The sequence below is a fragment of the Limnospira sp. genome (genome assembly GCF_051859755.1).
GTDB lineage: Bacteria > Cyanobacteriota > Cyanobacteriia > Cyanobacteriales > Microcoleaceae > Limnospira > Limnospira fusiformis.
Genome location: NZ_JBIMLI010000146.1, coordinates 1 through 12,252 on the forward strand (window position 1 = coordinate 1; position 12,252 = coordinate 12,252).

A 12,252-nucleotide genomic window follows, 5' to 3' on the forward strand; every position below is an offset into this window, starting at 1 on the left:
CGGCTAAAGCCGCCGAGTCGTTTTTCCGCCCCGCTTTAAAAAGACGGAGCTACCAAACTCCCGAATTTTTGCCGTGTCAAGGATAAACCCATCTTACACAGAGCGATCGCACTTCTGGATAAATTAAATCAATCATTTTCCAAATTACGCAACTCATCCTTGAGTTTATCAACCTGATCGCGCAAGTCTTCAATATTATCATCACTCGCCGGCGCTTCTTCCTCATCATCAATAATTTCGATGCGACGAGGTTGCGCCGACTGAGGTGGTGTAGGATTATAATCAGCGCCTGGTTCTTGTGCTTGTCGGAGAGCATCGTCAACAAAACGGCGGGCTTCTTCCGTCGTCATTTCGCCACGTTTCACCAGTTCATCTGCTAATTTTTGGGCTTCTACCTGTAACTCAGCCAGTTTATTCCCCGCCTTTTCCCCGGCGTAGGAAGCCAAACCAACCCCAAGGTAAACTGCTTTTTGGACTAAATCTCCAAAACCGGGCATAGGGAAAAACTCTCCAGGCAATAATTAGGGGAAGTTAAAAATGGGAGTGACCCGGATTCCACGCCTATCAGAAGCATCCCGTGTTGCTGCTACCTTCCGGTCCTGACAAGATTTAGGCGTTCTGACCGCATAGGTCCAGGCCACAAAATTTATTATAACACAGAAATTCACGGTGCAACCACACACCACTCAAAAATTTCGTAAGTCACGCAATTATTAACCACCAGAGGGTCATCAGCCACAATAGCTTGGGCGGCGGCCATAGACTCAGCCTCAAAAAGCAACATTCCGCCACCTCGCCGGACCCAATAGCCGCTGCGCGCTTGATGTCCTTTAGCAGCCAACTGCTTGACATACTCGATATGGGCGGGGACATATTGATCAAAAACCGCCTTTTCGACAATTCCGGTTTCAATTTTGGCAAACCAAGGCATAATCGTGATTAATCTAATGTTTTAATCGTTAACACTTGGGGCGGACTCGCGTCTGGGGGATACAGAAAGTCAAATTCCACCTGTCGCCGTGTTCGGGGTTGAATGTCTAATTCAATCAAAGGTTCCCCCTTTTGTCCTCGGTTTTGGACTAGGTGAAAGTATCGGCTAACTGTAGTTCCCGAATCATCAGTATAGCGGAAACGCACTGTTCCTCTGAAAAATACCCGGCTGGGAGGTTCCTCGAAAAATTGCACTCCCCCGTCGGTGAGTTCATTACTTTTGAGGGGGGTTTCCATGGTGAGGACTACGGTTTTAGGGGTATTGGTGGGATTGGATAAGTCTAGGGTTAGGCTATATTGAATGCCATAGTTCCCATGGGCTTGATAGGCGGTATCCTCATAACGAACTACCATGGGGGCGCTTTGGTTTTGGTTGGTTCCTAATTTACCTCCAGGTAGGGAACTGAAAATATAGGAAATGGCTTGACCGGGTTCGGGAATGGTTAGGTTAGTTATCTCGGCTTTCCAGACTGAACCTAGGGCGACTCCAGCAACTCGACCATAAATGATGTTCTCTGGACTATTCGGGGGGGTGGGCGCTAGGTCGCGGGGAGTTACTAGAGAACCATTCTGCAATAATTCTACCCATGATTCTAGGGCGGGGCTAGATTCGCTACCGTCGGGGTTTTGGATGGCAAATTGAGCTAGACTAGCTATATGCACTGCACCGCTACTCTGGAGCCGCATAAGAAGCGATCGCCCATTGAGAGGTGGTTCTAATGTTTTTACCGGAATAGGGGCTTTAAAGACCATCTGAAACTGCTGTGGTGGAATGATTACTTGGTCGGGAGGTGATGACTGTCCCCCTACTCGCAAAATCTCCCCCATGACTCGACTTCCTGGACCTGCAAATACTGTCCCATCATTGTTGTCTAATACGGGGGGTAAGGGGATAAATGGTGCGTCTGGTTGGCTGAGATAGCTGGCTGCTTGTAATATCTCTAAGGTGACCGGTTCGCTGGTGGGGTTGTAAGCTAATAAGCCCAGATATAGGGTGCGTAAGTCTTCGGGGTCGGTAGGTCGAGCGATATGATGGGCAAAAATGTCGAACCTACCGTCAAAGGGAAAGTTAAGATGGGCATTGGTTTGGGTTTTACCTTCGGGGGGAAAGGTTGATAGTAAGATACCCTCGACTGGTACAACTTCCGGGCTATTGCTATTGAACACTGGAATATTATCTAGTTGACCAGGAAGGGGACGCACTTCTTGGGGTCGGGTGATGACTACTGGCGGCGGGGGGGTGACTGACAGGATTAGGGGAGCGATCGCTAGTGGTAGCATAGAGTGATGGTAATCTGGATAATTGAGAATGTTAACTTATGGATTATACTGATTGTCAAATACTTTGTGTATGGTAGGACAACTTTTTTGGCAAGTTGAGGGCTAATGTTCGTGCTATGGTAAGACTATGAATGGCGATCGCTTAAATCGGAAATCTTTAAATGTCACATCACCACGACTACAAAGATTAGTGGATCGGTCTATTGATGTGTTAGAGTCTCTGTTACAAGACCGGGAAGTTTCCCCTTTAGACCGGGCGGCGATCGCTCTGAAAATCCTGGAAGCGACGGGGAGTGATCTCCGTCAAACTTTACCATCTGTTAATGTTAATATCCCCGACTCTCCCCTAGTTTTGGGTAGTTATGTTCAGATGGAAAATTTCTTGTCTCCCTCAGAAAATAAACAGGCTTTACAAATAGCGATCGCTTCCGCTGACCAATTTGTGGCATCCACAACTACAACCGGGGCTGTCAACTACCGAGAATCGTCGATTCTATATGCGACTAAGTTCCCCGAATACTATAAATTTATGAAAGGTCGCATTTTAGAAACTTTACCGCAGGTATTATCTCAGTTGAAACATCCCCCTTTTACCGTCGCAGAAGTGGAAATGCAGCTAACCGCCCACCACAATGGTGGATATTATAAGATTCATAATGACTCTAGTAGTGCCAAAACCAAAACTCGCACCATCACTTATGTCTATTATTTTTATGACGAACCCAAGGCCTTTACGGGCGGACAACTGCGACTTTATGAAACCGAGTTACGCAATGGTGTCGCCTACAACAAAGAGACCTTTAAGACTATTGAACCCATTAATAATAGTATCGTGTTTTTTGATAGCCGTTGCAAACACGAGGTCATCCCTGTTAGTTGTAATTCCCCCAACTTTAAAGACGGTCGTTTTACCCTAAACGGTTGGCTGCGGCGGGGGGAAGACTAACACATCAAAAACCTGGTTGAGTTTTTATCTATAAGCGTTCAGCAATTCCAGATTAATTAGTAGTAAATAAAATGCCAGCCAATCGGAGGATTAAATAAGTTGTGAATGACCAGTTACCCCCTCTCCTCAATAAAGCGATCGCCTCAGAAAAACGCCTAGATAATTTATTATCAGATTCTCTAACTTTAGTCGAAAACGCCCTAAATAGTTCTGAAATATCTCTATCTGAAAGAGTCGAAATAGCCTTAAAAATTTTGGATATCTCTGGTGTCTATCATCAATTAAATCGCCCCCAAAATTCTAATGATGATCCCGAAGTTGCTGAGACTAGCACCACAGACACCCCTAGGTTATTAGAAGCCAACTTTATCCAGGTTGACAACTTTTTATCACCCGAAGAACAAGCAGAAACCTTTAAGATAGCCTTCCAAAATCATGATAAGTTTTTCCCGTCTGGAGTCGCCAACAAGGAAGAAAATACCCGCAAATCTTCGGTTTTACTGGTGCAAAACTTTGATGAATACTACAACAAAATCAGACATAAAATTCTGCAAATTAGACCGCAAATCTTAGCCCAACTTAACTTACCGACTTTTTTGGTTTCCTGGGTGGAAATGCAAATGACAGCCCATAACCATGGAGATTATTATTATATCCATCAAGACATGGATGGCGAAAAAATTGCCAATCGAGTTTTAACATACGTCTACTATTTCTATGAACAGCCAAAAGCCTTCTATGGTGGAGATTTAAGGATTTATCCCACCTACATTAATGGTGATGGTTATACGATTGGTGAACAGTTTGTTACAGTGGAACCTCGCCATAACAGTATCATCTTTTTTGATAGTCGCATGAAACACGAAGTTCTCCCAGTTTTCTGTCCTTCTGGGAGGTTCGAGGATAGCCGATTTACCATTAATGGTTGGATTCACCGTTAAAATAACCCTATAGGGGGGGTTGACAATATACGGAAACTGATGCTATAGTATTGACATAATCTTTTTTAATAATCGATAATTTGCGTAAATTTTAAAATTGCAAATATTCCCATTATTTGAAATAATAACAGAAGTCACAAGCAAAAGCAACCTACCCCCCCCAAAAAAAATTTTTTGCAACATTTCTTAACATTTTGTTACAAAAATAAAATTCACGATGCGATCGCCTGAGAGAAAGTTATGGTAGGGGCGGGTTCCGCCGTAGCGTGTTCGGTTCACAGGGGTTAGCCTAGTAAACCCGCCCCAGAACCCACCCGATAACCAGCACCACGCCATGGTAGGGGCGGGTTCCGCCGTAGCGTGTTCGGTTCACAGGGGTTAGCCTAGTAAACCCGCCCGACAACGCACCCGACAACCCGCCCGATAATGCGCCCGATAATGCGATCGCCGTACCACGCCACAATCAAAAATGGACATAGCAGGTTCCCACAATTTAAGATTAAAATGTGAGATACTTCTTAACATTGTCTTAGCACGCATCCGACAATTATTTCAAATCACCGTGATTGATCTCGAGTGTTTTCCCTATAGTGTTGGACACGAAAATGATGGGGTATGTTTGTTGTTACGCATGGGGCCCCATCACATTTTGCTTGATTGTGGTTTGCGGGATATTTCCCCACTGCTAACATCTTCCCAAGCATCTATAGCTGACTTGGTGATTTGTTCCCATGCTCATGCGGATCATGTTAGGGGTTTGTTGGCACTACATGAAAGCTGTCCAGAGTTACCAATTTATGCCAGTGATGTTACTAGCCAATTGTTACCCATCAACTGGCCAGAGGAACTGTCATCAGGGCAAATGCCGAAATTTTGCCAACCCCTACCGCTGCGAACAGAAGTCCGACTGAAGGAAGGACTAAGCATCACCCTATTTCCTGCTGGTCACCTGCCCGGCGCGACTTGTATGCTGCTGAAATATAATGCACCGAATCGCACCTACAAGTTATTTTATACGGGGGATTTTTTCCTATCCAATTCTCGATTAGTGGAGGGTCTACCCCTAGGGGAGTTGCGGGGACTCAAGCCGGATGTGCTAATTTTGGAAGGGAGCTATGGAACTGCACGCTATCCCCACCGCCGCCAATTAGAAAACCAACTAGCCGAAAGAATTTATCGAGCGATCGCCTCTGGTTATTCCGTACTAATTCCCACCCCAGCATTAGGGTTAGGTCAGGAATTATTAATGCTACTGCGTTCCCACCACTACTTCACAGGTAGGGATATTGACATTTGGGTTGATGGCCAAGTCCAAACCGGGTGCGATATATATTTGGAACTGCTACCCCACTTCCCAGCGAATATACAGAACTTTGCCCAACATCAGCCACTATTTTGGGATGAGCGAATCAAGCCTCGTGTCCGTCGCCTCTCCCCCGAATTGTTGCCAGAACTGGAGCAATCCCCCTGTATTGTGATTGTAGATGACGAGACGGATATTGAACAGTATTTGCGCTATCGTCCTCGGTTGTGGACGTTATTTTTATCAGAAACTCCCGGACACACCAGGGAAATATCAACCTTGGTCAATTCTGGAGAAATTTTGTTAGAAAGCTATTTTCTGGCCGAACATTGCGACGGTCCAGGAACTACCCAACTGATTCATAACCTGCGACCCCAGCACGTGATTTTTGTGCATGGTTCTCCTATTTATTTAGCGGATTTAACCAATTTAGACGAATTGCGGAACCGCTACCAATTGCATTACCCAGCAGCAGGCGCACAGGTCCCATTACCCATTGGGGAGACTTTTCTACAACCGACCCTCCCAGAAACCCATTATCAGGGGGAGTTAACCGAGTCGGCTACCGAGTTAAATATTACCCTACCCAATGCTTTGTCTGTCGATCCACGGTGGTCTACCTTTGCAGATACGGGAATTGTGGAGGCCAGATGGCAGGGGGAAGAGTTAGTTTTGCGGGGAATTTCCCAGCGGGAATTTCTCAGCAGTCAGAGCGATCGCACAATGCCATCAGACTTAGACTGTTGCGGGAATTGCCAATATTACCGAAGCGGGCGTTGTTGGAACCCAGTTTCGGCTTTATATGGCTTTAAAGTCACCCCAGAGGGTTACTGTCCGGTGTTTGAGCCGTTAGCCCCCCGAGACCAGTAACAGAAGGGACTATTCGCGATCGGAGTCGGTGGAAGGGTTACGCAGTTGCTCGGCTTCTGGACATTCATCAGATACCTGTAGCTCGAAATAGCCACGGGGAACTGATGCCAACTTTTGACTAATAGATCCGATGCTCTCGAGGCGCACGATTTCTTCCCAAGAAGACACTTCGTCATCTTCTTCTGTTTCGTAGCGCAGCGTGACCAAATCCCCCTCGATATCAAGAATATGGGCTTTTTCGATCCACCTTTGCTGGTCCCGCAAAAAGATGCAGACTTCGCGGCCATCACAACAAAGTTGATAGATCTTGCGATGTAGCATTTTTAACTTAATCCTGAGAAGTTCGCTGGCTAGGTCAAATCGCCATATTAAGGCGTTGGTCTGATGGGGATGATTATAAGTCATCCATGCGCGCTTATTGTACCTGATGTTTGACTGAATCCCATCTGTGTAATTTTATTAATAGCGCATCATTGCTTATTATTATACAGTGTAATCACAAATTTCGGTATCACTCCGATCCATGCGGAGGCGGGAAGTTATTAATCTAGCCGGAAAAAGATCTCAATTATGGTTTACGCACAAAATTTATCCCAACCTACAGTATTTGACCTCGCGCGATCGGGTGATTTTCGGGCGATCGCCTATCTGATTAATAGCTACCTAGCCCCCCAGGGGATACAGGCGCGGGTCATCCCCGATCGCAAAGGATGTTTGCAGGTGCTGGTGGAGTTTCAACAAGAACCGATCGCCGAGAGAATTATTAAATATATTTGTCATGTCCTGTGGAAGCTGAACTCTCCCCAGGTCTTGGGGGTAAAAATTGCCGGTCGCTTCATGGGTGAACCAGATATCCTGTGGAACCAGTCCGTTCGTATTGTCACACCCGCCGCGCGTCAACATTTCCATAGACGAAAAGGGACTCGCCTGGACTTTAAAACCCTGCGGACCTTGCTGCTAATGACCTCAGTAACCGCTACTTTAGTTCTGGGATGTTGGGTGAGTTATTATGAGGTAATTGGTCGGGATGCTCAAGCTATGACCTATTCCCGTCGAGACGAGCGGAGGCAGTCGGGTCAGGTAGCGATGACATCTCCCCCAGTCACTAGACCTAATCAGGTGCGGGCAGCTTTAGAAACTATCCCCGTGATTCAACATGAAAATGTATTAAATCCAGAGGACCCTACCGTAACATTAATGTTTGGGGGAGATGTCAACCTGGCTGGTTCCTTTGCTCAGAAAGTTGGTGATAATTATAGTTGGGCTTTTTCCGAACTACAGGAATATCGGGATGCGGATCTAGCTATGGTGAACTTGGAAAATCCTCTGACGAGAGCAACCCTCGCTCGCCCTAATCGACAATTTAATTTTAAAGCTGATCCAGAAGCAGTTAAGGTATTAACAGAAGGTGGCATCGATCTGGTCAATTTAGCCAATAACCATATCATGGATTACGAAGAAGCGGGACTGGTGGAAACTCTGGAAACCTTGCAGCAAGCCGGTATTCATGCGATCGGAGCAGGGCGGGATATCGTCGAAGCGCGACGACCGAAAATTATTGAGGTAAAAGGACAGCGGATCGCTTATTTTGGCTATTATGATGCTGATTTGAATGCGGCCGGGGAAAATCGGGCGGGAACTAACTCTCGTGATAATGAACAGATCGCCGCAGATATTAAAGCTGTGCGTGACCAGGTAGACTGGGTAATTGTTAATTATCACTGGGGAGTTGAACTTTCTGATTATCCCGGAGATTGGCAAATTGATCTGGGTCGCTATACCATTGACCAGGGAGCCGATGTGGTGATTGGACATCATCCCCAGGTTCTTCAGGGTGCCGAGATATATAAAGGCAGACCAATTGTTTATTCCTTGGGAAATTTTATTTTTGGTGGTAACAATCGCAGTGATTACGATACAGCCATTTTAAGGGTTTCACTAAAGCAAAATCGGAAAATGAAGGTGGAATTTTTACCCGTTGAGGTGCGAGGATATCAGGCTCGTGTAATGCAAGGGGAAAGCGCCAAGGCTACTTTACGCCATATTGAGCGCATTTCCCGGATTTTTGATCAGCCGATGCCGTACCAGGTAGTCCTGAAGGCTCGTTCTACTGAACCCGCTTTGAGTGATGCTATAACTACTCCTGAAGTACATCAGGAAACTTTGTCCCCTGGGTTATCGAGGAATGAAGAATCAACTACTATTATCTTAGATGATGCGGATAGTGAATCTTCCGTTGATGCTGATCAGCCGACAACCCCATGGTCGGAAACTTCTGGGGAGTCCAAGCAGTTGCAGCCTTTTATCAAAACTCCTTTTATTACCGAACCTTTTATTTCTCTCCCTCAACCTGAAGCGAGAACTTCAGAAGGCAGCTACAATGATTCCCAGTCGGAAATTTCCGGCTATTTAACAGCCGGGTCTCACCGCCAAGCTAAATGTGATCAGTCGATCGCTAAAACCGATAGGGTTTCTCCTCTGGCTCATAGTGGTGAGGCTATTCGTCTTCCTCAACTAGGGTGTTAGAGGTTTATTGGTCAGGATCTAAAACTTTCAACAATGTCAGCGTGCGTCACCCCATGTCATTTGTCGTGTTTCGTCAACAGCCCCACTCCACTTGCGGGATGGGGTTTCTCCGAGGAAGATCATGAAAATTATCACTGTGTGACGGCACCCGACAAACTCTACTAAATTCCCAAGGAAGAATAAATTACTGTGTTTGCGATCGCACTTAACCAAAAACAATATAAGACCTATACCCTATGTGACCATAAGGCAGAGTCCTGTCTGGAGGTAGTACCGGAAAGGGGTGGGTTAATTACTCGCTGGTCAGTTAAAGGTGAAGAACTGCTATATATGGATGAGGAAAGGTTTGCTGACCCCAGTTTGACCGTCCGGGGTGGTATTCCGATTCTGTTTCCCATCTGTGGAAATTTACCCGATAATAGTTATACTCACCAAGACCGGGAATATGGGCTAAAACAGCATGGCTTTGCTCGTGATTTACCCTGGAGCGTAAGAAAACAAGACGAAACCAACGCCGCCTCCATTACTCTAGGGTTAACTAGCAATGAGGAAACGCGATCGCTATATCCCTTTGACTTTGAATTAGAGTTTACCTATACCCTCAAGGGAAACGGACTAGAGATTTTCCAGCGTTACACTAATCTATCAGGGTTAGTGAACAGTATGCCCCCTGAGTCCATGCCTTTTTCAGCCGGTTTACATCCTTATTTCTGGGTCCCAGATAAAAGTCAACTGCGTTTTCACATTCCAGCCATGCAGTATTGGGACCAACCCACCCAGAGTCTCCACGATTTTCGAGGTTACTTTGATCCTAATGTCGAAGAAATCGATGGGATTTTTGGGCCTTTGACCGGATTAGGAGCGACCATGACTGATTTAAGTCGCAATTTAAGATTATCCCTCAACTACAGTGCAGCTTATTCCCGTGTAGTCTTTTGGACCGTCAAGGGTAAGGATTATGTTTGTCTCGAACCTTGGACTGCACCGAGAAACGCTATGAACACCGGAAAACTGCTAACTCACCTAAAGCCGGGAACCAGTTGCGAGATGGTAGTTTACCTTATGGCAACTTTTTTATAAAAAATGTTTGACAACCAAAATTAGCTATGCTACTATAGAAAACTGTGTGAGATTACAAAAACCACTCACGAGGGTCGCTAACTCAATGGTAGAGTACTCGGCTTTTAACCGATTAGTTCCGGGTTCGAGTCCCGGGCGACCCATTCGCACTGTGTTTCCAGTGATAATTGCGTAATTAGCTCCGCGCCGATAGGGGAGCGTCGGGATTAGTCGCTTTCCACTGAGGGGGGGGCGGCGGTAAGCCAGCTACGATGGGCGGAAAATTGACAGATTCATCGTTGATGGTATGATGGATACACCTGACAGGGCAGTAAATAGCGAGGAAAAACTGCTATACTCGGTTTGGTGGGTAGGAAGCCCAGGCTGTAGTTTGAGATTCAGCCTCGGGTAGTTCAGTAAACATAACTTGATACAATTAGGCATAAATCGTAAAATTGTTTTAAGATTGTTTTAATCAAAACCTCAATTAGAGATTAAGAAGACTTAGGAGGAGACTTTATGGCGATAGTACCGATGCGGTTGCTGCTAGATCATGCTGCTGAGAATGATTATGGCATCCCGGCCTACAACGTTAACAACATGGAGCAGATCCAATCGATCATGCAAGCTGCTCATGAAACCAACAGCCCCGTGATCCTGCAAGCATCTCGTGGTGCTCGCTCTTATGCTGGTGAAAACTTCCTGCGCCACCTGATCTTGGCGGCGGTGGAAACCTATCCTCATATCCCTGTGGCTATGCACCAGGATCATGGAAATTCCCCCGCCACTTGCTATTCTGCAATGCGTCATGGCTTTACCAGTGTGATGATGGATGGGTCTCTGGAAGCTGATGCCAAGACCCCCTCTGATTTCGAGTACAATGTGCGGGTAACTGCTGAAGTGGTTAATGTAGCTCACTCCATTGGTGTGAGTGTAGAAGGCGAACTGGGTTGCTTGGGTTCTCTGGAAACTGGTATGGGTGACAAGGAAGATGGTCACGGCGCGGAAGGTGTCCTGACTCGCGACCAATTGCTGACCGACCCCGATCAAGCGGTTGAATTTGTAGAACGTACTCAGGTTGATGCTTTGGCTGTAGCCATTGGAACTAGCCACGGTGCTTATAAGTTCTCCCGTAAACCGACTGGGGAAATTTTGGCAATCAGCCGCATTGAAGAAATCCACCGCCGTTTACCAAATACCCACTTGGTGATGCACGGTTCTTCTTCTGTTCCCGAAGATCTGATTGCTTTGATCAACCAATACGGTGGTCAAATTCCTGAAACTTACGGTGTTCCGGTTGAAGAAATCCAGAAAGGTATCAAGAGTGGTGTTCGGAAAGTGAACATTGATACTGACAACCGTTTGGCGATTACTGCTGCTATTCGTGAAGCTGCGGCTAAAGATCCTTCTAACTTTGACCCCCGCCACTTCATGAAGCCTTCTATCAAGTATATGCAGAAGGTTTGCGCCGATCGCTATCAACAGTTCGGAACTGCTGGTAATGCTGACAAGATTAAAGTTCAAACTCTCGACGAGTTCGCGGCTAAATATGCTAGTGGTGCTTTGAGTGCAACTTCTAAAAAAGCTGTGGCTGTGTAGTTAACTTATGTTAACTCAGAGATGGGTTTTTAAATAATTAATTTAACCCGGTTTTATGCCGGGTTTTATTTTTTGAGGAGGTTCGAGAAACAGGTTGATAGGAGAGGGTGAATTCATCAAAAGGGATTATAGAGGAGATTAGGGATAAATTTGGGGGTAATTTTCTGGCTCGACAAAATTACCATCACAATCAGACTTTTCTCGATATTCGATCGCCTTAAAATCGACTTGATCCCATTGATATTTAGCAAAAGATCCACAATCTCCTATACCCCGATATTTGGTAAAGACAGTTAAAACACCCTGAATAGGGTCATAATCAACCAAACCGACGACCTCATCAATCTGAGTTTCTACCCTTTGACCACTAGAGTTGATTTCAAATGATGGTAATTTAACCCGCGAGACCTTAACACCCTGATTAGTTTCTCGATAGACAAAGAAATTATAATTATTTTGGTAGGCTGTTTGAAAGCAGAGTAATTGTACCAAATATCCCTGAGTTCCCAAAGGATAAGCAAAGGAACCGACTTGAAAGGGGAAAGAAGTACCACCGGGACAAAGGGTTAATTGGTCACGATTGCTGTAAAAATACTGCATTATGGACTCAGGAACCCGAAAAAAAGGATCACCTTGCTCAAGGTCTTCGTCGATCGCTTCTGGAGCATGATTTAATCTCAAATTAGGTTAACATTTGACGGCAATACGGTATAATACCAAGTATGGTGCGAGACCTT

The 12,252-nt window shown here is 45.7% G+C and carries 11 protein-coding genes, 1 tRNA gene and 1 other RNA gene; 7 read left to right on the top strand and 6 right to left on the bottom strand.

From position 1 onward, the window contains the following. Positions 1 to 128: 128 nt before the first annotated feature. The 4 genes from ACTIE0_RS19870 to ACTIE0_RS19885 form a co-directional block, all read right to left on the bottom strand. Positions 129 to 497 (bottom strand): phasin family protein, encoded by a 369-nt coding sequence (locus tag ACTIE0_RS19870; RefSeq protein WP_006624043.1) that lies wholly within the window; start codon positions 495 to 497, stop codon positions 129 to 131. A 45-nt stretch (positions 498 to 542) separates the two neighbouring features. After that, an RNA gene (gene ffs, locus ACTIE0_RS19875) (signal recognition particle sRNA small type) lies at positions 543 to 639 on the bottom strand. A gap of 25 nt (positions 640 to 664) precedes the next feature. Then, a complete protein-coding gene (locus tag ACTIE0_RS19880; protein ID WP_006624042.1) occupies positions 665 to 931 on the bottom strand; it encodes a YciI family protein in 267 nt (88 codons plus the stop codon). Positions 932 to 939: 8 nt separating this feature from the next. Further along, on the bottom strand, positions 940 to 2,271 hold the full coding sequence (locus ACTIE0_RS19885; protein ID WP_006624041.1) for a DUF3370 domain-containing protein: 1,332 nt from the start codon (positions 2,269 to 2,271) through the stop codon (positions 940 to 942). 127 nt (positions 2,272 to 2,398) lie between these two features. On the opposite strand from ACTIE0_RS19885, the gene ACTIE0_RS19890 reads away from it, so the two are divergent. From ACTIE0_RS19890 to ACTIE0_RS19900, 3 genes are all read left to right on the top strand, one after another. Continuing rightward, the gene (locus ACTIE0_RS19890; RefSeq protein WP_006624040.1) at positions 2,399 to 3,217 is read left to right on the top strand and encodes a 2OG-Fe(II) oxygenase; all 819 of its coding nucleotides are present in this window, start codon (positions 2,399 to 2,401) and stop codon (positions 3,215 to 3,217) included. Between the two features lie 101 nt (positions 3,218 to 3,318). After that, entirely contained in the window at positions 3,319 to 4,158 is an 840-nt protein-coding gene (locus ACTIE0_RS19895) for a 2OG-Fe(II) oxygenase (RefSeq protein ID WP_006624039.1), read from the top strand. A gap of 562 nt (positions 4,159 to 4,720) precedes the next feature. After that, entirely contained in the window at positions 4,721 to 6,331 is a 1,611-nt protein-coding gene (locus tag ACTIE0_RS19900) for an MBL fold metallo-hydrolase (RefSeq protein WP_187758264.1), read from the top strand. 9 nt (positions 6,332 to 6,340) lie between these two features. Here the strand turns inward: ACTIE0_RS19900 and ACTIE0_RS19905 are convergent, their stop codons facing one another. Further along, the gene (locus ACTIE0_RS19905) at positions 6,341 to 6,652 is read right to left on the bottom strand and encodes a DUF6679 family protein (protein ID WP_035760090.1); all 312 of its coding nucleotides are present in this window, start codon (positions 6,650 to 6,652) and stop codon (positions 6,341 to 6,343) included. Between the two features lie 249 nt (positions 6,653 to 6,901). Here ACTIE0_RS19905 and ACTIE0_RS19910 point away from each other — a divergent pair, with 249 nt between their 5' ends. The 4 genes from ACTIE0_RS19910 to fba all read left to right on the top strand — a co-directional run bounded on the left by ACTIE0_RS19910 (position 6,902) and on the right by fba (position 11,515). Next, positions 6,902 to 8,857 carry a CapA family protein gene (locus tag ACTIE0_RS19910; RefSeq protein WP_006669363.1) on the top strand — a complete coding sequence of 652 codons (1,956 nt, stop codon included), beginning with the start codon at positions 6,902 to 6,904 and terminating at the stop codon, positions 8,855 to 8,857. A 189-nt stretch (positions 8,858 to 9,046) separates the two neighbouring features. Beyond that, on the top strand, positions 9,047 to 9,937 hold the full coding sequence (locus ACTIE0_RS19915) for an aldose epimerase family protein (protein WP_006624034.1): 891 nt from the start codon (positions 9,047 to 9,049) through the stop codon (positions 9,935 to 9,937). A 71-nt stretch (positions 9,938 to 10,008) separates the two neighbouring features. Continuing rightward, positions 10,009 to 10,080, top strand: a tRNA-Lys gene (locus ACTIE0_RS19920). Positions 10,081 to 10,435: 355 nt separating this feature from the next. After that, positions 10,436 to 11,515, top strand: a complete 1,080-nt coding sequence (gene fba / locus ACTIE0_RS19925; protein WP_006624033.1) for a class II fructose-bisphosphate aldolase — start codon at positions 10,436 to 10,438, stop codon at positions 11,513 to 11,515. A gap of 138 nt (positions 11,516 to 11,653) precedes the next feature. On the opposite strand, the gene ACTIE0_RS19930 is transcribed toward fba, so the two are convergent. Further along, positions 11,654 to 12,196, bottom strand: coding sequence for a DUF1176 domain-containing protein (locus ACTIE0_RS19930; protein ID WP_006624032.1), 543 nt, complete (start codon positions 12,194 to 12,196; stop codon positions 11,654 to 11,656). Between the last annotated feature and the right edge of the window lie 56 nt (positions 12,197 to 12,252).